Below are 20,681 nucleotides of genomic sequence, written 5' to 3'. Positions count from 1 at the left end.
TTCTGCCGTGCGTCGTTCGTTTGCTTTCACCTGCACCCTGCTCCTGATTGGCTGGCTGCTCGCGGCCATTGCCTGCGTGCAGATACCGGCCTACACCTTCTGGCCGGCGGCTTTCGGGGCCCTCACGCTGCCCGTGGCGCTGGCCCTCAACCTGGTGGCGGCCTTCTACTGGGTGCTGCGCAACTGGCGGGTGGCGGCGTTGCCTATTGGAATAGCGGTGCTCACGTGGCCGCACTTTCAGCGGGGGCTGGCGGTGCATCCGCTGCGCCTGGCCCCGCTGGCGGCCGACAGCACGGCCGGCCCGCGGGTGCGGGTGCTGAGCGCCAACGTGCGCATTTTCAACGTGTATCCGCAGCTGCGCGACAAAGACCTGAACTCCTCGAAAAAGATGATTCAGTGGCTGGCCGACAGCCCCGCCGAAATCGTGTGTCTGCAGGAGTTCTACAACGAGCCGCGCACGTCCACGAGCCGTGAGAAAAACGTGTTCAACGCCGTAGAGCGCATCGGGGAGCGGAGCGGGCGGCAGGCGTTTCTGTCCAAGACCCTCACCAACGGAGCTGGCTCTGAGTTCGGCATGGCCATCTTCTCGCGCTACCCCATGCTGCGGCGCGGCACCGTGCAGTTTGGCAAGCTCAGCCAGAACCACGCTATGTGGGCCGACCTGCGCCTGCCCTCCGGCGACACCATCCGGGTGTTCAACTTCCACCTGCAGAGCATGAGCATGGACGAGCAGGACATCGTGGACAGCTACTCCAGCAAGTCGGGCCTGAAGAAGAAGGGGCTGGGGCTGCTGCGCCGCTTCAAGCGCGGGCTGGTAGCACGCAGCTGGCAGGTGGATACGCTGGTGCAGCGCTTCGAGCGCAGCCCGTATCCGCTGCTGCTCTGCGCCGACCTCAACGACCTGCCCTACAGCTACAGCTACGACCAGCTGGCCGACCGTTTCCAAAACGCCTGGGCCACCGTGGGCAACGGCGTAGGCGCCACCTACAACGGCCGGCTGCCCTTCGTGCGCATCGACAACCAGTTTGCCGGCCCCGAGTGGCAGGTGGATGAGTTCTGGGTGCACTACGAAATTCCGTACTCCGACCACTTTCCCACGCTGGCCACGTATCGGTTGGTGAAAAAGTGATGAGGTGATGGGACGATGAGGTGAATGGTTGAACGTCATGCAGAGGCGCAGTCGAAGCATCTCGCGTGGGCCTCACCCCCGTCCCCCTCTCCCGTGCAGAGGGGGAGCCTGACGAATAAGCTCAGGTTATGCAGTTTTAGGGATTAGCCCGCAGGCGAGATTCCTCGCGCTGCTCGGAATGATGTTCTTTCTTTACCTGTCACCTGTCACCTCATCACCTCATCACCTCATCACCCCATTACTTCATCACCTCACCAACCTGATTACCTTTGCGGCTATGCAGCACCCTCTTTCGCTTTATAATACGCTTACCCGCCGCAAAGCCCCGTTCGAACCCCTGCACGCGCCCTTCGTGGGGGTGTACCTCTGCGGCCCGACCGTGTACAGCGAGGCCCACGTGGGCAACGCCCGCGGGCCGGTGGTGTTTGATGTGCTGACGCGCTATCTGCGCCACCTCGGCTACACGGTGCGCTACGTGCGCAACATCACCGACGTAGGCCACCTCGAAGGCGACGCCGACGAGGGCGAAGACAAGATCAGCAAGCGCGCCCGCGCCCAGCAGCTGGAGCCCATGCAGGTGGCCGAGCAGTTCGCCAACCTCTACCAGGCCCACATGACGGCCCTGGGCTGCCTGCCGCCCGATATTACGCCCCGCGCCAGCGGCCACATCATCGAGCAGATTGAGATGGTGCAGCAAATCATCGATAACGGCTTTGGCTACGAGTCCAACGGCTCGGTGTACTTTGATGTGCCCGCCTACAACGCCGCCGGCCGCAACTACGGCAAGCTCTCCAACCGCGTGGTAGAAGAGCTGCTGGCCGGCTCGCGCGACAACCTCGCCGGCCAGGAAGAAAAGCGCAGCCCGCTGGATTTTGCCCTCTGGAAAAAGGCTGATGAGCGCCACCTCATGCGCTGGGCTTCGCCCTGGAGCGACGGTTTTCCGGGCTGGCACCTGGAGTGCTCGGCCATGAGCCGTAAGTACCTCGGCGCCGAGTTCGACATCCACGGCGGTGGGCTGGATCTGATGTTTCCGCACCACGAGTGCGAAATTGCCCAGAGCCAGGCCTGCAACCACCCCACCAACGAGGCCCAGGTGTGGATGCACAACAACATGATAACGGTGAACGGCGCCAAGATGAGCAAGTCGCTCGGCAACTTCATCACCATTTCGGAGCTGTTTGCGGGCACCAACGCCACGCTGGCGCAGGCCTACTCGCCCATGACGGTGCGCTTCTTTTTGCTGCAGGCCCACTACCGCAGCACCGTGGACATCACCGACGAAGGCCTGCAGGCGGCCCGCAAAGGCTACCGCAAGCTGATGAACGGTCTGCGCCTGCTAGATAAGCTGCGCGAAACCAGCCTTTCATCGGACGTTATCAAGGCGCGCACGGTGGCGCCCGTGGCCGAGGGCAAGGCGCCCGACACCACCACCGCCGACGCCGAGTTGCGCAAGCTGGTGCAGGACTGCTTTGTGGGCCTGAACGACGACCTGAACACGGCCCGCGCCATTGCCAGCCTGTTCAACCTGCTGCGCAAGCTCAACGGCTTCTACGCCAACCCGGCCACGCTGGCCACGGTTAGCGCCGCCGCGCTGCAGGAAGCCACCAACGCCTACCAGACGCTAGTCGCCGACGTGCTGGGCCTCGTGGACGAGCCCCGCGCCAGCGCCGAAGACCTGCTCAGCCTCACGCTGGAGTTCTACCAGGAAGCCAAAGACACCAAGGCCTACGACAAAGTGGACCAGATCCGGGCGGCCCTCAAAACCCAGGGCATCGTGGTGAAGGACACCAAAGCCGGCATCGACTGGACCTACAGCGAAGAGTAAACAGCCCGCCACGTAAATTAGAACGTCATGCAGAGCGGAGCGAAGCATCTCGCGTGCTGACTCCCAATTAGTAATCCAATGTCAGCAGGCGAGATGCTTCGCTCCGCTCTGCATGACGTCCCTTATTCTTGCCTAATGAAACTCTTCCGCCTTGCGCCGGCTGCTCTGGCCGCGCTGCTGCTGCTCACCGGCTGCCCCGATAAAAAGCCCGCTACCACCGAGGTAGAAGCGCCGGCCAAGCTGCCCGCCGCGCCCGCCTTCAACGCCGACTCGGCCTACGCCTACGTGGCCAAGCAGGTGGCTTTCGGGCCGCGGGTGCCCAACACGGCCGCCCACGTAAACACCGGCGACTGGGTGATCAACAAGTTTCGGGCGCTGGGCCTGACGGTGCGCGAGCAGCCGTTCGTGGCCATGGCCTTTGATGGCAAAATGCTGAAGTCGCGCAACATCATCGCGCAGTTTCAGCCGCAGGCCGCGCGCCGCGTGGCCGTCTTCACGCACTGGGACACCCGCCCCTTTGCCGATAAGGACACCAAGCGCAAAAACGCCCCCCTCGACGGCGCCTCCGACGGCGCCAGCGGCGTGGGCATTGCCCTGGAAATGGCCCGCGTGCTGGCCGCCCAGCCCGACAGCCTCACGCCCGCCGTCGGCATCGACTTCATCTTGTTCGACTCCGAAGACTACGGCTACGACTCCAGCACTCAGAGCGAGCTGACCAACCAGCTGGCCAGCCAGGAAACCTCGGGCGGCTCTAGCTGGTGCCTGGGCTCGCAGTATTGGAGCAAAAACCTGGTGCCCGGCAACTACAAGCCGGAATTCGGGATTCTGCTGGACATGGTGGGCGCCAAAAATGCCAAGTTCACCCGCGAAGGAATTTCCCGCGACAACGCCAACGACGTAGTGAACAAGGTCTGGAACCTGGCCGCCCAGATCGGCTACTCCGACTACTTCCTGTTCCAGGATTCGCCCGGCATCACCGACGACCACGCCTTCACCAACCAGGCCGGTATCCGCACCATCGACATCATCGACTACCTGCCCACCGGCCAGTTCCAGCCCTACCACCACACCACCGACGACAACATGAGCGTCATCGACAAACGCACGCTCAAGGCCGTGGGCCAGACCGTGCTGCAGACGGTGTACGGCGAGTAGGCTGTTTGATGGTTTTTCTGAAAAATCCCGCCTTCTGCATAAGCAGGCGGGATTTTTAGCGTTCAATGGCAGCCATTATGCTATTCAGGTATGCTGCACGTAGACGATTTGCGGATTCAGGCCGAGATTCTGCCCCTGTTCAACTACACCCACAGTTTCGAAGCCGAAACGAGAGTTACTCAGCTGCTGCAGGAGCTGCCGCCCAGCCTCGGACAGATTCTGGAAAAGCAGCAGACGCTGCAGGCTCTGGCCGAACAGTGGGCGGTGCTGGCTGACTTCACCTATCCGAAGATCCAGCTGCAGGAGGTGCGCTCCTTCCTGCACGACGTAGTCCATAGGCAGACCATCCTGGAAACCAACCGCGTGAAAATGGGCCTGCTGCTGCTGGTGTCGGAGCAGGCGCGCTACCGCAGCCGGGCCCGCTGCGTGCAGACCATCCTGTTTCTGCAGCGGCTGGAGCAGCACTATTTCAGGCAGGTGCAGCCCCAGGCCTTTCCCGAGTCTTTCAAACGGCATCTGATGGTAATCCGGCAGTTTCTGGAGCGGTTCAGCCTCGCCGAGAGCAGTAAGGCGATTAGCGAGGATGCTTTTTCCGCCGGCCACATGGTGCGTTTTGCCCGGCAGCTATCAGCCGTCTCGCCGGAAGTGCTGCAGGCGTTTTGGGAGTCGTTTTATTTGTTTGAAGCCTATTGGTCGATAGCCCGGGGCATGCGGCAGCACGGCCTGGTGTTCCCGGTTTTCCAGGAAGCCGGGCTGAACCTGGTGGACTTCTACCATCCGCTGCTTGCCGTGCCGGTCAGAAATACGCTCCAGCTGCTTCCCGGCGAAAATGTGGTGGTTCTCACGGGCCCGAACATGGCCGGTAAATCCACTCTGCTGAAGGCAGTGGGGCTGTGTGTGTACCTGGCGCACGCCGGCGTGGGCGTGCCGGCTGCCGGGTGTCGGCTGCCGTTCTTTTCCAGCATTGTGGTCACTATCAATCTGGCGGATAGCTTGCTGAGCGGCTACAGCCACTTCATGGCCGAAATCCAGCAGCTGAAAGCCGTGCTGCAGCAGGCGCAGGGCGCTGGCCGGGTTTTCGCGGTGTTCGATGAGCTGTTTCGGGGTACGAACGTCGACGATGCGCTGGACATAACCCGCGCTACGCTGCAAGGGCTGGCCGGCTTCCCGGCCTCTTGCTTTTTCGTGTCCACGCACCTGCTGCAGCTGGAAAGCCAGCTGCCTGTCCAGGCCGGATTGCGAACCTACTGCATTGAATGCGTCCTGCAGGACGGCATACCCGTGTTTTCGTACCGCCTGCAGCCCGGCTGGTCGGGCCTGAAAATCGGCCGGATCATCTTCGACAAGGAAGGCCTGCATGACCTGCTGCGCCCCGCCTTGTCAGCCTAGCAGCTTATAATAGACCACTGTGGCTTCCAGCGCGCCGCCGGCCACGCGGGCGAACTGCGGAATGGCGCCCACGGCCATGTAGCCGAGCTGCTGGTACAGCTGCTCGGAGCCGGCACCCTGCAGCGTATCCAGTACCAATGTGCTGCGCTGGTGCTGGCGGGCCAGCTCTTCCACGGCCAGCATCAGCTGCCGGCCGATGCCACGGCGCTGGAATTGGGAGTGCACAAGCAGCTTGGCCACTTCGGCGCGGTGTAGGCCGTTGGGTTTGGTGGCCAGCACCAGCTGCACAGTGCCCACCAGCTGGCCGGCCTCTGCAGCTACCAGCAGCAGCGTAGTTTCTGCGGCCACGTCCTTCTCTACGCCTGCCCAGAACTCCCGGGCCTCCGCCGCAGCCAGCGGCGGCAGAAAGCCCACTGAAGCGCCTGAATCAACGGCGTCGCGCAGTAGTTCGGTAAGGCCAGCGGTATGCGCCGCAAAATCTGCGGCCGTAACGAGGTGAAGGGTGACAGGCATTGGGCGGAAATTTACGGGTTACAGATACTCCAGCCGGCTGCCGGCGGCATCCACAGTGAGGCGGGCGGGGCGGCCGCAGATCAGGGCCATGTTCCGGGGCTCGTGGCCGACGGGGAAGCCGTGGGCGACCGGGAAACCGTACTTGGCGGCGTAGTGCTGGATGATTTCGTTGGGCGTCTGGCCGTAGGGGATGGTGTTGTCCTGGGGATTGGTGAAGTGGCCCACCAGCAGGCCGGCCAGGTGCTGTAGCTTGCCGGTGCGGTCCAGGTGCACCATCATCCGGTCGATGGCATACAGGTACTCGTCGATGTCTTCCAGGAACAGGATGCGGCCGGCCGTGGCCACGTCGGAGCGGGTGCCGGTGAGGGTTTGGAGCAAGCTCAGGTTGCCGCCCACCAGCTCGCCGGTGGCCGTGCCGAAACGGTTGAGCGCGTGCGGCGCCACCTCGTAGCGCACCGGCTCCCCAAACAGCGCCCGCCGCAGGCTTTCCAGCGACTCCTCGCCGCCGGCCTGCCCAAACAGCAGCGGCATCACGCCGTGGATGCTCTGGTGGCCCAGCGCCAGCAGGTGGCAGTTGAGGGTGGTGATGTCGGAGAAGCCGGCCACCCATTTGGGGTTTTCGGCGAAGCCGGAAAAGTCGATCTGGTCGATGATGCGGGTGGTGCCGTAGCCGCCGCGGGCGCTCAGGATGGCCCGGATGTCGGGGTTGTCGAGCTGCTGCTGAAAGTCGCGGCGGCGGATTTCATCGTCGCCCCCGAACTGGTGGTGCGCCACGTTGGTGCTTTCGCCCAGCACCACGCGCAGGCCCCAGCTTTCGAGGGTGGCCACGGCGGCGGCCAGCTCCTGGTGCGAGGCCGAGCGGGCGGGGCAAACAATGGCTACCTGATCGTGAGGACGCAGGAAAGGAGGGGCAGTGGTAGGCATAGCGGAAGCAGTAAAAGGAATGGCCGCAAACTTAGAGGGGTTCACCGGATTTCCGGCCGGCCCCGCGGCCGTAGCGCGAACTTTGTAGCTGGCGCCCCCGCGCCGTTGCAACGATTGTCGGCCGTAGCGCGAACTACAAAGTTCGCGCTACGGCCGCCCGCACTGTGCCGGCGTACTTCCCGAAAACTAGCCCGAACTTTGCGGGTGAGGTGGCTGCTGTTTCCGCCGATTCTGCCTGTGCGCTACCTGTTTCCTGTTTTGCTGCTGCTCCATACGCTGCTCTCGGCCCCGGCGGCCGCCCAGCGTATGCCCATCGACACCACCCACGGCCGCTACCACCGCCCCCTGTTCCGGCAGGTGCAGGTGCGCCATAATGTGGAGTTTGCCCACGTCACGACCATGCTGGGCTTACCCCAGACGCTGTTCATGGATGTGTACGAGCCCGCCGGCGACACCGTGCGCCGCCGCCCGCTGGTTGTCCTGGCCCACGAAGGCGGCTTCCTGACCGGCACCCGCGACGATGCCGTGATGACGGCCCTGTGCACCCGGCTGGCCCGCCTCGGCTACGTCGCGGCCACCATCGACTACCGGCTGTATTTCTTCCCGTTTGACACCGTGGGCATCGGGCGGGCCGCTATCCGGGCCACTCAGGATATGCGGGCGGCCGTGCGGTTTTTCCGGCACGATGCGGCCACCGCCAAGCGGTTTCGGGTGCACCCGCAGTACGTGTTCGTGGGTGGCTCCTCGGCCGGCGGCTTCATGGCCCTGCAAACCGGCTACCTCAACAGGCCCGCCGAAGTGCCCGCCTACCTCGACCTGGCCGCCCTGGGCGGACTGGAAGGCAGCGGCGGCCACCCCGGCTACAGCAGCCGCCCGCGGGGCGTGATTAACCTGTGCGGGGCGCTGGCCCGGGCCAGCTGGTTGGAAGCCGGCGACCCGCCCCTGTGCAGCGTGCACGGCACCCGCGACGGACTGGTGCCCTACGCCCGGGGCACCATCGGGGCGCAGCTGCCGGCCCAGCTGGTGTACGGCAGCGGGGCGCTGCGCCTGCGGGCCAATGCCGTGGGTGTGCCCAACGTGCTGCGCCGCCTGCGCGGGGCCGGCCACGTGCCCTACTCCTTCGAGCCCACCTACATCGACTCCGCCTACTTCGCCATGCGCGACTTCCTGCGGCCCCTGCTGGGCAGTGGCGCGCCTGGCCCGCTGCTGGCCGCCGCCCTCAACCCCCGCCGCGACGCGCAGGTAACGGCCCTGCTGCTGCCGCACCGTATCGGCCTGCAGGTGCCATCCGCGCTGCCCCTGGCCTGGCAGCCCGATTTGCTGCAGGCCCCGCCTGATTCGGTGCAACAAGTGGCGCCGCCCGCTCCGGAGGCTACCGGAGCCGCGCCGCCGCAGTAGCGCGAAGTCTTTGCTTCGCGTGTAGCTGGCACTATCGTGCTGAGGCTGTTCGGGCGATACGCGAAGCAAAGGCTTCGCGCTACACTCCTGCTTCACCCAAAAGCTCCCAACATTGCGCAAACGTCAGGGGCTTCTATGTACATAAGGGCTGAGAACTGCGAGCAGGACGGATTGCGTCGTTCTGTTCGCAATGACAGGTTTATCACGCCGATGCCTCGGCCACAGCTCGTTGGTGCTGACGGGGCGCAGGCGGCCGGTGCGCACGATGAAGGCGCCGTACTTGCGCAGCGTGTCGCGGTGGCGGATGAGGTGGGCCAGGGCCACGTAGCCTACCACGTATTCGTCCTCATCAGCCTCTTCGGAAATCTCGCTGAAATCGAGTAGGTCGATGATGCGGTCCTCGTCGGTGCGCAGGTAGATTTCCACTTCCAAGTCGGAGGCGTACTCCGGGGCTTCGGCGGCTTTGGGGTACTGGTAGGCGAATCCCTGACGCAGCGCGGCCAGATCGGCCAGTACGGCTGAGCCGGTGGGGTGCCCGCCGGCCCCGCGGCCCCGCAGGAACTGCTCGCCCGCGAAATCGGCCTCAATCACCACGCCGTTGAACTCGTCGTCTACGCTGTACAGCGGCGACTCGGGCCCCACCAGCTGCGGGGTTACCAGCACCGTCACGCGGCCGTCGGGCAAACGCTGCAGGCCGGCAATGACTTTGATTTTCTGGCCCTGGCTGGCGGCGAAGGCAATATCCACCGCGCTGATGCCTTCGATGCCCAGGTTCAGCACCTCGTCGGGATGCAGAAACGCGCCGTAGGCGTGGGCGGCCAGCAGCACGGCTTTGGAGCGAGGGTCGAAGGCGCCCATGTCCAGGGTGGGGTCGGTTTCGGCGAAGCCTTTCTGCTGGGCTTCGGCCAGCGCCGGGGCGTAGTCGGCGCCGGCTTCGCCCATGCGGGTCAGCACGTAGTTAGACGAGCCGTTGAGGATGCCGGTCACGCTGCGTAGCGGCTCGGCCCCGAAGTAGGCATCGAGGGTGCGAATCACCGGAATGCTGCCGCACACGGCTGCTTCATAGAGTAGCGTGCCGCCGGTCTGCTGCTGCAGCTGCACCAGCTCGGGCAGGTGGCGGGCCAGCATGGCCTTATTGGCCGTGACCACGCGGCGGCCCTGGCGCAGCGCCTCGCGCACCAGCCTGAAGGCCTCGTCGGCGTCGTCAATCACCTCCACCAGCACGTCCAGCGAGGCGTCCTGCAGCAGGTCGTCGGCCCGGAAGTCGAACCGGTCTAGTGGCAGCGGGCGGGCTTTGGTGGGGTTCTTGACGGCAATGCGGGCAATTTCGAAGCCCGCTTCGGGCTGCTGCTGCAGTATGTCGTAGAGGCCCTGGCCCACGCAGCCGAACCCAATCAGGCCAATACGAAGCGGGGCAGAAGCGGGAGCAGGATTAGTGGACATAGGTCTGGACGGAAAATCGTTCGAGAAAATGCGTGAGCTGGGTGGTTTCTAGCAGAAAGCCGTCGTGGCCGTACTGGGAGTCCATTTCGGCGTACATGGCGCCTTGAATGTGCTGGGCCAAAAGCTGCTGCTCAGCGGGCGGAAACAGCACGTCGGAGGTGATGCTGATGACGAGGGTGCGGGCCCGGATGCGGCCCAGCGCCTCCCGTACGCCGCCGCGGCCGCGCCCTACGTGGTGCGAGTCCATGGTGCGGCTCAGGGCCACGTAGGAGTAGGCGTTGAAGCGGGCCACCAGCTTGTCGCCCTGGTAGCGCTGGTAGGAACTGGCCCGGAAGTCGTCCAGCGCGTCGTCGGTGGTTTCGGTCTGGCTGCGCTGGTAGGCGTCGTAGCTGCGGTAGCTGAGCAGGGCCATGGCCCGGGCCGCCCGCAGGCCGGCCGCGCCGCCCTCGGGCGTGGCCGCCGCGTACGTCGGGTCGGCGAAGATGGCCAGCCGCTGCGCCTCGTTGAAGGCTATGCCCCAGGCCGAATGGCGGGCGTTGGTGGCAATCAGCACCAGATTCTCAAACAACGTAGGCTGCTGCACGGCCCACTCTACGGCCTGCTGCCCGCCCAGCGAGCCTCCAATCAGCGTATTGATCTGGCGCAAAGCCAGGTGCTCGCGCAGCGCCTCATGCACCGCCACTAGGTCGCGCACGGTCAGCAGCGGAAACGCGTGGTACAGCGACTCCGCCGCAGAATCGGGCGGCGATACGGGGCCGGTGCTGCCGTAGCAGGAGCCCACCACGTTGGCGCACACCACAAACCAGTCGGCCGGGTCGAAGTGGCAGCCGGCCCCGAACAGGCCGGGCCACCAGTCGAGCACGTTGGCGTTGGCGGTGAGGGCATGGCACACCCACACCACGTTGTCGCGGGCGGCGTTGAGGCGGCCGTAGGTCTGGTAGGCTACCTCCACCTGCGGCAGCAGCGCCCCGTTTTCCAGCCGCAGCGGCCGGGGCAACCGGAACACGTGCGGCGCGTCAGAAGAAATGGTAGAGCTCATCAGAAAGAAAAAAGGAGCGCGAAAATCAGTTTCGCGACGTGCGAAGCGCGTGGCCGCCAATTGGCGCAAGTGGCGCACCGGCTGCCCGCCTGCGGCGCGTATGCCAAGCCGAAGCCTGACGGTGCAAATCGGCCATCAGGGCCGTGAGAATATCCATAGCCCGCAGGCTGAGCCGGTAGTGCCGGCTCAGCCCCGGCCATGGGCGGGCAGGGAGTATCGGTTTCCTCTCTCACAAAAAAACCGACGTCCTGCCCGCGTGCCGCGAGGCTGGAGGCGGGGCGGGCTGCCCTCTCAAAACAGCCCGCCCATAACCCCACTCTCACTTACACCTCCAGCGGTGCGGCATGTTCGGGCTGCGGCTCGGGCAGCAGCGTAGTTTCTTTGGGGTCTGGCGTGGCGGCGTTGCGCACGGCGTCGAAGGCCTGCTGCAAGTCGGCCCGGATATCGTCGAAGTGCTCGATGCCCACCGACAGGCGTAGCAGCGTGGGCGTTACGCCGGCGGCGCGCTGCTCGGCGTCGGAAAGCTGCTGGTGCGTGGTGGCCGAGGGCTGGATGATGAGCGTTTTGGCGTCGCCGACGTTGGCCAAGTGGCTTACCAGCTTCAGGTTGTCGATGAACTGGGTGGCGGTTTCCTTGCTGCCTTTGATGGCGAAGGTGAGCACGCCGCCGTAGCCGCGCTTCAGGTATTTCTGGGCCAGTTGGTGGTAGGGGCTGCTCGGCAGACCGGGGTAGTTCACGGCTTCCACCTGCGGGTGCTGCTCCAGCCACGTAGCCACGCGCAGGGCGTTTTCCACGGTGCGCTCCACCCGCAGACTCAGCGTTTCGAGGCCCTGCAGCAGCAGGAAAGAGTTGAACGGACTCTGCGACGGACCAAAGTCGCGCAGGCCTTCCACCCGGGCCCGGATGATGAAAGCAATGTTGCCGAACGGCCCGTTTTTGCCGAATACGTCGTTGAACACCAGCCCGTGGTAGCCGTCGGACGGCTCGGTGAACTGCGGGAACTTGCCGTTGCCGAAGTCGTAGGTGCCGCCGTCCACAATCACGCCGCCCACGCTGGTGCCGTGGCCGCCAATCCACTTGGTAGCTGATTCCACCACGATGCTGGCGCCGTGCTCCAGCGGCCGGAACAGGTAACCGCCCGCCCCAAAGGTGTTGTCCACGATGAGCGGCAGGTCGTGCTTGCGGGCAATGGCGGCAATAGCCTCAAAATCGGGGATGCTGAAGCTGGGGTTGCCGATGGTTTCCAGGTAAATGGCCTTGGTGTTCTCGTCAATCAGGGCCTCAAACTTGGCGGGCTGGTCGCCGTCGGCGAAGCGCACCTCAATGCCCAGGCGCTTGAAGGCCACCTTGAACTGGTTGTAGGTGCCACCATACAGGTGCGTGGTGCTCACGAAGTTGTCGCCGGCCTGCAGGATGTTGTTGAGGGCAATGAATTGCGCCGCCTGCCCCGACGATACCGCCAAGGCCGCCACGCCGCCTTCCAAGGCCGCCACGCGCTGCTCGAACACGTCGGTGGTGGGGTTCATCAGGCGGGTGTAGATGTTGCCGAACTCCTTCAGCGCAAACAGGTTGGCGCCGTGCTCGGCGTTCTTGAACACGTAGCTGGTGGTCTGGTGAATGGGCACGGCGCGCGAACCGGTAACGGGGTCGGGCTGCTGGCCGGCGTGGAGCTGAAGGGTCTCGAAGTGGAGGTTCTGCGTGGACATGGCAGGGCTGATTTGGAAGGCGTTTGGTATGGGAAAGGGGAGCGTAGACCGCTGAAATGCCGCGCCGAAGCGTAGCAGAGTCCTCTGCCGAACCAGCCGAACCGCGCACGGAACCGGCTAGGCCAAAGCAAAGGAGGGAGCCGGGGGCCAGGGCAGGCCGGTACCGGTCAGGTGTGCAGGAGGGGGAGGGGGGGGCTGCGTAGCCGGATTCAGGCTAGCAACAGCAACAACACGCGCCGCAACAGCCGCGCATTCGCATTCGGCCGGCAACTAGGGCCGTAGCCGCAGAAACGCGCAAACCCCACGGCGAAGCAGCAGGCCCGAAGGCGGCCGAAGCGGTGGGGTATTGGGGGGCGAAAGCGAGGGTGTTTTCCATGGTACTCCGAGGTTATATGCCCCGCCGCCGGATGGCTGGTCGGGTAGGAATTGGCACCTTTCGCGCGGTCGAAGGTTGCCAGTGGGTCGGGGAGCCTATTCTCTCGCCACTTCTGTATAAATCCTATGAAAACTTCCCCGCCGCGAGCGGGGGAGTACCGGGTTGGTGTTGCAAAGGTATAGGCGTAGTTTTGATATCTGCAACAGCTGCCGGTTATTTTTTTTGGCGCAAGCAAAAGAACGCCGTTTGCGCGCTCCTGATGGCTGTATCTGTAGTGGAGGTTGTGTGTATGTATCTGATAATTTGATTTGTATGATTGATGGCTTATTCGGCTAATCGGAGTTGCCGGCTTCTGTAAGCGGCCGAAAAGGCCCCGGCTACTGCCGCTGCAGCGGTGGTGGTAGCTGAAAATGCCGCCGCTGGCCAGTCGGTTTTCGGGGGCGAAACCAGCCTGCCCAGCGGCCAAAGTGCCAGGGAAAGACACAAAAAAAGCCGCCCTTTGCAAGGCGGCTTTTAGTACATTTCCTGGAAAAGGAAACGGCTATTCTTTGGGCAGGGTCAGTACCTGGCCGATTTCGATTTTGTCGGGGTCGGCGCCGATGATGGCCTTGTTGGCTTCGTAGATCTGCTTCCATTTGGTGCCGTCGCCGTAGTGGTTGCGGGCAATTTTGGAGAGCGAGTCGCCGCTTACTACCGTGTAGGTTTCGCCGGCGGCGGCGTTGGCATTGCCGAAGAAGTCGGTGTCGCCGGTAGCAGCGGGCTTAACGGGTTCAACGGGTTTTTTTTCGCCTTCGTTCGAGAGAAAATCAAAGAGTCCCATAGTCGTGCGTTGGGTTGGAAGAGTGGGAAAAGAGCCGACTACCAGCTTCAGGGCCTGTCGTGTGGCTTCTTACGCCAAGATCCGCAATAAGTTATCAGGCCATATATATCAGCTGTAAACATCTTGCCGCAACCTCCCGTAAGAAGCGCAACACTGGGGTTGCCAGTGGTCGGCCGGCACCCTTCGGCTCAGGCAAAACACGCTTTTCATCTCTCAACCATTTCACGGAATTCCATGAAAACTCTCTCCCATCCGTTCCGCTACCTGGCCAGCCTCCTGATGCTTGTGTCGTTGTTTGCCGCCTCGTGTGGCAGCAAGGAAGGTAAAGTAGAAGGCGTAAACATGCTCTACGGCACGCAAAGCAAAGTCTGGAAAACAGATAAAGAACTGAGCGCCGCCGGCGACAAAGTAAAGCAGACCGATGCCCAGGAAGATGAGCGCATCACCTTCTTCGCCAACGGCCAGTACAACATGACCTCGCCCGCTGGTGCCGTAAACGGCAAATACACGTTCGACCAGCCCGGTAAAACCATCACCATGACCCCCGATGGCGCTGCCCAGAGCAACACGTTCAACGTGGTAACCCTCACCGACGACAAGCTGACGCTGAAAAGCGCCGCCGGTGCTGAGCTGCGCCTTGAGAAGGAGTAAGCTCCTGCAACCGGTTTGAAAAAGCCGTCTGAAAACACAAAAAGCCCTTCTGCCCCGTGCGGAAGGGCTTTTTGTGTTTTCAGGCCTTTCGAATGGCGCTGTTGCCGGTGCGCTAGACGTAGGTGTGGCCTCCTGCACCTTAGCAGTCAGGTGGCTGATAGTGGAGAGTATTAGGAATGGCTCATGTAGTTTGGCGGCAGAATTATTACTCCCTGAATTACTTGATTGCTATGCCTGTGAATTTCCGGTTGCTGGCCGCCTGCTGCCTGCTCACCGCCGCTACGGCTCCAGCCCTGGCCCAACCCACAACCCCCGCCACCACGGCTCCGGCAGCCGCCCCGTTGCCCACCCACGCCATCCGCAGCATCAGCCCCGCCGACACCGACTTCTCGGACCTGGAGTTTCTGCGCCAGGAAATCGGGCGGGCGCGGGTGGTGATGCTGGGCGAGCCGACCCACGGCGTGGGCACGGCCACTGAGGCCAAAATCCGGCTGATTAGGTTCCTGAAGGAACGGATGGGCTTTACGACGGTGGCGTTTGAAAGCGGCTTCTACTCCCTCGACCGCGCCGAGCGGGAAATCCAGCGGGGCGCGCCGGTGCCGGCGGCTATTGCGGCCTCCGTGTATCCGGTCTGGACTGAGACGCAGGAGTTTCAGGCCATGCTGCCGCTGCTGGGCAAAGGCGGCTTGCGCGTCACAGGTTTCGACTCGCAGGTGAGCTGGAACGACGACGAGATGCTGGAGGAGCTGGAAGTGTTCCTCAAGCCCGAAAAAGGGGCCGATGGCATTGCCTACGACTACCTCGACGAGTGCGTGAGCATGATGGGCGAGCATAACATATTTCCGCCCTCGCACCAGATTCTGCTCTTTGACATGCAGCTGGGTAAGGCCCGCAAGCTGCTGACCAAAGTAGCCACCGGCCCCGATGCCAAACGGCGCGAGCGGGCCACCTTCTGGCTGCAGCAGGTGCGCAGCCTGCAAGCTTTGGCGCACGATTACGCCACCAACGACCCGGCCGTGAAGGACTCCACCGAGTTCAAGGCCAAAGACAGCAACGCCCGCGACGCCCAGATGGCTGACAACCTGCTGTGGTACCTGCGCCAGCACCCGCAGGAAAAGGTGGTCTGCTGGGGCGCAATCGGGCACCTGGCCGGCAAGGTAAGCGGGCTGGAATACCCGGAGCTGAAGGAGTTCAAGCCCATGGGCCAGACGGTGAAAGCGGCCCTGGGGCCTGAGGCGGTGTATGTGCTCAGCACGCTGGCCGGCGGCGGTACCCACGGCTTCGGCTACTGGGACAAGCACCATCTGGTACCACCGCCCGCTTCTGGTTCTCTGGAAGCCGACCTGCTTGCCCAGGGGCAGGACTACAGCTTCATTAGCCTCAAGCACGACGCGCCGGGCCGCCGCCTCACCACGCATGCATTCGAGTTTCTGCCGGTTGCCGGCCCTTGGAGCGAGGCCGTGGATGGGTTTCTGTTCCTGAAAACTATTGAGCCGCCGCACGCTGCCGCAAGTATAGCAGCGGCCCTACAGCCCGCAGCAGCAGACGCGCTTGCCACCCGAACACCGGTCCGCCTGGGCCAGCAGAATGCCGCTACCCAGCGCCCCGTTGCCAAAACCGGCGCGGCTTTCCCTCTCAGCGGCGCGGTGCTCGACCGCAAAACCGGCCAGCCGGTGCCCTTCGCCACGGTAGCCGTGCCTGCCCGCAGTGCCGGCACCGTGACGGATGCCCAGGGCCGGTTCCGGCTGGATGCGCGCCGGGGTGAACTGGTGCAGATCAGCAGCATCGGCTACGAGCCGGCTACGCTGACGGCGACGGCCGGAACTGCGGCGGCGGTGCGCCTCACGCCGGCCGCTTTTGCCCTGGCCGATGTGCGCGTGAGTGCCCAGTCGCAGGACCCGAAGCGCCTTATGAAAAAGGTGATTGAGGCTGCAAAAACCAACTACGAGCGGCAGGATTACACCCAGCAGGTCTATACCCGGCGGCGGGCCATCAACTTTGATACGCTACGAAGCGACGTGGAATATACCAGTCAGCTATGGACTCCGGCTGGTTATCACAACTGGGGTGGCGGCTTTCTGATGATGGAGCCGACGCCAATTGAACAGGTGCAGCAGAAGAACGATCTGGCTCAGGTGATTTCCGCTACGCGACCTGCCACTCTTGAGGAAGGCGGCCATGGGTTTGCGGGCGGCTTCGATCCGGTGCGTATTTCGCCATTGTTCAAGAGCAGTATGTTGGGCAAGTACCAGCTGCGCCTGGATACTATTGAGCAACGTGACGGGCAATCAGTATACGTGATTCGCTTTGCGGCCAAGCGCGCTAGCCACCGGGCTACTGGTATGTATCTGACGGCAGGCTACTCTGGCCGGGTCTATGTGCGTCAGGATAATTATGCGGTAGTGCGCTACGAATCCCTTTGGCAGGATGATACTGTCCAAAACAACTCGATTGCGCGCAAATACTATGGCCGGGGCAATACGATTGCCCGCCTCTACGACCGGGTATATACAACAAGTCGCACAGCTCATGTAGTTACGTACCAGCAGGCTGAGAGCGGCCGGTACTACGCGGCTGGCAGCGTTGCTCAAGCAGCTTCTATCGGACGCGTGCTGGGCAAGGCCCCATTCCATGGTCAGCTCACCTGCGAGGTATACTTCACGCCCCCTCAGCTGGTAGCCGCCACCGAGATACCAAATCCGAAAATAAAGGGTGACTTGGGTGGTGGTGGCCGTTGGCAGCTCGCCAAAGTGCCCTACCGCCCCGAGTTCTGGCAAACCTACCAGCGCCCCACACCCGCCGAGCCGGCCCCAACGCTGGAAGCCACTAAATAAATCACAGATGATACAGATTAAAGGATGTCGCAGATTTTCGTTCTGACAAAAGCCGGAATCTGTGGCATCCTTTAATCTGCACCATCTGTGATCCGCTTGCCGTAGATGCGCGTCACCCAGCGGGGCAGGAACACCGCGCCCAGCACCAGGTAGAGGTAGTACGTGACGATGCGGTAGAGCAGCACCATGAAGTTGGTCATGGTGGCCGTGCCGATGAACTTGCCGAAGAAGGTAGGAAACGCGCCCTCGGCAATGCCCGCGCCGCCGGGCGTAATGGCAATCAGCAGGATGACTTTGTAGGTGAGGTTACGGCCGAAAATCAGCCAGAACTCCGGCCAGCTCACGTCGATAAACGCCGCAATCAGGCAGCCGATAACCAGGTAGCGGGCCGTCCAGACGAAGGCCGTGCTCAGGGCCGCGCGCAGCCAGTAGGCCCGGCCGTTGTTGCGCAGCTCCCCCGAGGCCAGCACCATTTCGTTGCCCATCTTGTAGGCCTTGTTGCGCCAGCGGCGCAGGCCGCGCATCGAAAACAGCCGCACCAGCAGCCGCTTCACCGACTGCGGATTGATGAAGATGGCGTACAGCATCAGCAGCGCGTACACCGTCACGAACACGTAGCTCAGGATAAACCCGATGCGCAGCGTGGCCACCAGCCCGCCCTGCAGCGCCTCGTGCGGGTACAGCGCATCTCCCCCGATGAGCACCACCAGCGGCACGGCCAGCACATAATACAGGTTGTCGAGCATGGCCGTGGCCATGATGTAGGCCACTGATTTGCCCAGCGGAATGCCCTCCTTGTGCAGCAGCACCGGCGCTACCGCCGTGCCGCCCACCGCCGAGGGCAGCACGCACGACGAGAATTCCCAGAGCATAATCACGTCAAGGGCGGCGCGCCAGCTCAGTACCCGCTGGGTGAGGTAGCGGATGCGGTACACGTAGCCGGCGTCGCGGGCCACCAGCACCACCAGCATCAGCAGCAGCCAGAGCGGCTTGGCGTTTGCCAGGGGGGCCAGGTCGCCGGGCTTGTAGCTGCGCCAGAACATAAAGCCCACCACACTCAGGCCGATGAGCACCGGCAGCACAATCCGCGAGGGGCGAAGCTTGTCGAGCAGCTGCTGGTCTTCGGACTGGGTTTCGGTTAGCTGGGGCATCGGAAACGGAAAACGGGTGGTTAGGTAAAGGTACGGATTTGGGTAGGGGAGAGGCGGAGAGAGGCAAGGATGCTGGGAAAGAAAGAACGTCATTCCGAGCGGAGCGAGGAATCTCGCGTGCTGACGTTGGATTACCACTGCAACGTCAGCACGCGAGTTTCCTCGCTCCGCTCGGAATGACGTGCCAGAGAGCTATCTACTCAGCTTCACCATGCCCGCTGCTCCCTACATCAACCGCCGGAACGGAAAACCCGTAACTTTGTCTGCGGCACTCCCTGCGGAAGGCAGAAACCATAACCTTCTGCTTCCGTTACCTGTTGCCACGCTACTAATATCCCTTTTCCTACCCCCGAAGCATGATTGTCGAACCTGGTGCCCTGCTGGCGGAAATCAACTCGCCCGACGACCTGAAAAAGCTCAGCCCCGACCAGTTGGTGCAGGTGAGCCAGGAGCTGCGGCAATTTATTGTGGACACCGTCTCGATTTACGGCGGCCATTTTGGCGCTTCGCTCGGGGTGGTGGAACTGTCGGTGGCGCTGCACTACGTGTTCAACACGCCCTACGACCAGCTGGTGTGGGACGTGGGACACCAGGCCTACGGCCACAAAATCCTCACCGGCCGCCGCGACCGGTTCCCGACCAACCGCCGCTACCACGGCATGTCGGGCTTTCCGAAGCGCAGCGAAAGTGAGTACGACGCCTTCGGGGTGGGCCACAGTAGCACCAGCATCGGGGCAGCGCTGGGCATGGCCGTGGCTTCCGACTATAAAAAGGAATTCGACCGCCAGCACATTGCCGTGATTGGTGACGGCGCCATGACGGCCGGTATGGCCTTCGAGGCCCTCAACCACGCCGGCGTGGCCAACTCCAACTTGCTGGTCATCCTCAACGACAACTGCATGAGCATCGACCCTAACGTGGGCGCGCTCAAGGAATATCTTACCGACATCACCACCTCCCGCACCTACAATAAGGTGCGCGACGAGTTGTGGAACGTGCTGGGCAAGCTCAGTAAGTTCGGCCCCAACCCCCAGCAGATTGCCCGCAAGGTGGAGTCGGCCATGAAGGCCACGCTGCTCAAGCAGAGCAACCTGTTCGAGGCCCTGAACTTCCGCTACTTCGGCCCCGTGGACGGGCACGATGTGCAGCACCTGGCCACCATTCTGCAGGACCTCAAGAGCATTCCGGGCCCCAAAATCCTGCACTGCGTGACGGTGAAGGGCAAAGGCTACGCGCTGGCCGAGAAAGACCAGACCCTGTGGCACGCCCCCGGTCTGTTCGATAAGGTAACCGGCGAAATCCACACCAAAACCTACGAGAAGCCCCAGCCGCCTAAGTACCAAGATGTGTTCGGGCACACTATCGTGGAACTGGCCGAGCAGAACGACAAAATCATGGGCGTGACGCCGGCCATGCCTTCGGGCTGCTCGCTTAACATCATGATGAAGGCCATGCCCGACCGTGCCTTCGACGTGGGCATTGCCGAGCAGCACGCCGTGACCTTCTCGGCCGGCCTTGCCACGCAGGGCCTGGTGCCGTTCTGCAACATCTACTCCTCGTTCATGCAGCGTGCCTACGACCAGGTGCTGCACGACGTGGCCCTGCAGAAGCTGCACGTGGTGTTCTGCCTCGACCGCGCCGGTTTCGCCGGTGCCGACGGCCCCACCCACCACGGCTGCTACGACCTGGCCTACATGCGCTGCATCCCGAACATGGTGGTATCGGCCCCTATGAACGAGGAAGAGCTGCGCAACCTGATGTACACGGCCACCCTGCCCGAAAATGCCGGTCCGTTCAGCATCCGCTACCCCCGCGGCGAAGGCGTGATGCCGGAGTGGCGCAAGCCGCTGAAGAAAATTACCGTGGGTACGGGCCGCGTGGTGCGTGAGGGCGAAGGCGTGGCGGTGCTCAGCATCGGCCACATCGGCAACTACGCCGTGAAAGCCACCCAGCAGCTCGCCGCCGAAGGCCTCAACCCCGGTCACTACGACATGCGCTTCTGCAAGCCGTTGGACGAGGAAATGATGCACCACATCTGCCGCCAGTATAAGGCCCTCGTGACGGTGGAGGATGGCTGTCTGCCCGGCGGCTTCGGCACGGCCGTGCTGGAGTTCATGGCCGACCACGGCTACTCCCTGCCCGTAAAACGCCTCGGCATTCCGGACCGCATTGTGGAGCACGGCACCCAGGACGAACTGTACAAAGAGTGCGGCTTCGACGCCGCCGGCATTGCCGCCGCCCTGCGCGAGATGAGCGGCAAGGTGATAGCCGTTGCGCCGGTGTTGGTGTAACCCTCAACCAAATGAGTATAGAAAAGCCCCGCTGGAT

The 20,681-nt window shown here is 63.1% G+C and carries 15 protein-coding genes and 1 riboswitch; of the genes, 8 read left to right on the top strand and 7 right to left on the bottom strand.

Annotation, left to right across the window (positions count from 1 at the left end; translation table 11 throughout):
* Positions 1 to 7 precede the first annotated feature (7 nt).
* The 4 genes from N008_RS05680 to N008_RS21365 all read left to right on the top strand — a co-directional run bounded on the left by N008_RS05680 (position 8) and on the right by N008_RS21365 (position 5,498).
* Positions 8 to 1,129 carry an endonuclease/exonuclease/phosphatase family protein gene (locus N008_RS05680; RefSeq protein ID WP_044014413.1) on the top strand — a complete coding sequence of 374 codons (1,122 nt, stop codon included), beginning with the start codon at positions 8 to 10 and terminating at the stop codon, positions 1,127 to 1,129.
* Positions 1,130 to 1,406: 277 nt separating this feature from the next.
* Positions 1,407 to 2,954 carry a cysteine--tRNA ligase gene (gene cysS / locus N008_RS05675; RefSeq protein ID WP_044014410.1) on the top strand — a complete coding sequence of 516 codons (1,548 nt, stop codon included), beginning with the start codon at positions 1,407 to 1,409 and terminating at the stop codon, positions 2,952 to 2,954.
* Between the two features lie 135 nt (positions 2,955 to 3,089).
* Complete coding sequence (locus N008_RS05670; protein WP_044014408.1) at positions 3,090 to 4,109, top strand: M28 family peptidase; 1,020 nt, start codon at positions 3,090 to 3,092, stop codon at positions 4,107 to 4,109.
* A gap of 90 nt (positions 4,110 to 4,199) precedes the next feature.
* Positions 4,200 to 5,498, top strand: coding sequence for a MutS-related protein (locus tag N008_RS21365; RefSeq protein WP_052381240.1), 1,299 nt, complete (start codon positions 4,200 to 4,202; stop codon positions 5,496 to 5,498).
* Here N008_RS21365 and N008_RS05660 read toward each other — a convergent pair.
* Entirely contained in the window at positions 5,490 to 6,011 is a 522-nt protein-coding gene (locus tag N008_RS05660) for a GNAT family N-acetyltransferase (protein WP_052381239.1), read from the bottom strand. The genes N008_RS21365 and N008_RS05660 overlap by 9 nt on opposite strands.
* 18 nt (positions 6,012 to 6,029) lie before the next feature.
* The gene (locus N008_RS05655; protein WP_044014407.1) at positions 6,030 to 6,935 is read right to left on the bottom strand and encodes an LD-carboxypeptidase; all 906 of its coding nucleotides are present in this window, start codon (positions 6,933 to 6,935) and stop codon (positions 6,030 to 6,032) included.
* A 258-nt stretch (positions 6,936 to 7,193) separates the two neighbouring features.
* Between N008_RS05655 and N008_RS21360 the strand changes: the two genes are divergently transcribed.
* A complete protein-coding gene (locus N008_RS21360) occupies positions 7,194 to 8,333 on the top strand; it encodes an alpha/beta hydrolase (RefSeq protein ID WP_156109036.1) in 1,140 nt (379 codons plus the stop codon).
* A 123-nt stretch (positions 8,334 to 8,456) separates the two neighbouring features.
* On the opposite strand, the gene N008_RS05645 is transcribed toward N008_RS21360, so the two are convergent.
* The 4 genes from N008_RS05645 to N008_RS05630 all read right to left on the bottom strand — a co-directional run bounded on the left by N008_RS05645 (position 8,457) and on the right by N008_RS05630 (position 13,717).
* Positions 8,457 to 9,776, bottom strand: coding sequence for a homoserine dehydrogenase (locus tag N008_RS05645; RefSeq protein WP_081910631.1), 1,320 nt, complete (start codon positions 9,774 to 9,776; stop codon positions 8,457 to 8,459).
* Positions 9,766 to 10,815 carry a homoserine O-acetyltransferase family protein gene (gene metX, locus N008_RS05640; protein WP_052381236.1) on the bottom strand — a complete coding sequence of 350 codons (1,050 nt, stop codon included), beginning with the start codon at positions 10,813 to 10,815 and terminating at the stop codon, positions 9,766 to 9,768. Before metX ends, N008_RS05645 begins: the two co-directional genes overlap by 11 nt.
* A 323-nt stretch (positions 10,816 to 11,138) precedes the next feature.
* Entirely contained in the window at positions 11,139 to 12,521 is a 1,383-nt protein-coding gene (locus N008_RS05635) for an O-acetylhomoserine aminocarboxypropyltransferase/cysteine synthase family protein (RefSeq protein ID WP_044014405.1), read from the bottom strand.
* 385 nt (positions 12,522 to 12,906) lie between these two features.
* Positions 12,907 to 13,020, bottom strand: a riboswitch (SAM riboswitch).
* A gap of 418 nt (positions 13,021 to 13,438) precedes the next feature.
* Entirely contained in the window at positions 13,439 to 13,717 is a 279-nt protein-coding gene (locus N008_RS05630) for a LysM peptidoglycan-binding domain-containing protein (protein WP_044014403.1), read from the bottom strand.
* Positions 13,718 to 13,951: 234 nt separating this feature from the next.
* On the opposite strand from N008_RS05630, the gene N008_RS21355 reads away from it, so the two are divergent.
* Entirely contained in the window at positions 13,952 to 14,368 is a 417-nt protein-coding gene (locus tag N008_RS21355; protein WP_052381235.1) for a lipocalin family protein, read from the top strand.
* A gap of 230 nt (positions 14,369 to 14,598) precedes the next feature.
* Positions 14,599 to 17,202, top strand: a complete 2,604-nt coding sequence (locus N008_RS05620) for an erythromycin esterase family protein (protein WP_044014400.1) — start codon at positions 14,599 to 14,601, stop codon at positions 17,200 to 17,202.
* 71 nt (positions 17,203 to 17,273) lie between these two features.
* On the opposite strand, the gene N008_RS05615 is transcribed toward N008_RS05620, so the two are convergent.
* Positions 17,274 to 18,353, bottom strand: coding sequence for a YbhN family protein (locus N008_RS05615; RefSeq protein ID WP_044014398.1), 1,080 nt, complete (start codon positions 18,351 to 18,353; stop codon positions 17,274 to 17,276).
* A gap of 356 nt (positions 18,354 to 18,709) precedes the next feature.
* Between N008_RS05615 and dxs the strand changes: the two genes are divergently transcribed.
* A complete protein-coding gene (gene dxs / locus N008_RS05610; protein WP_044014396.1) occupies positions 18,710 to 20,644 on the top strand; it encodes a 1-deoxy-D-xylulose-5-phosphate synthase in 1,935 nt (644 codons plus the stop codon).
* Positions 20,645 to 20,681: the final 37 nt, after the last annotated feature.

Source organism: Hymenobacter sp. APR13 (assembly GCF_000737515.1).
Taxonomy (GTDB): Bacteria; Bacteroidota; Bacteroidia; order Cytophagales; family Hymenobacteraceae; genus Hymenobacter.
The sequence above is the reverse complement of the archived record's forward strand: the minus strand, read 5'-3'. Positions and strand labels throughout refer to the sequence as shown.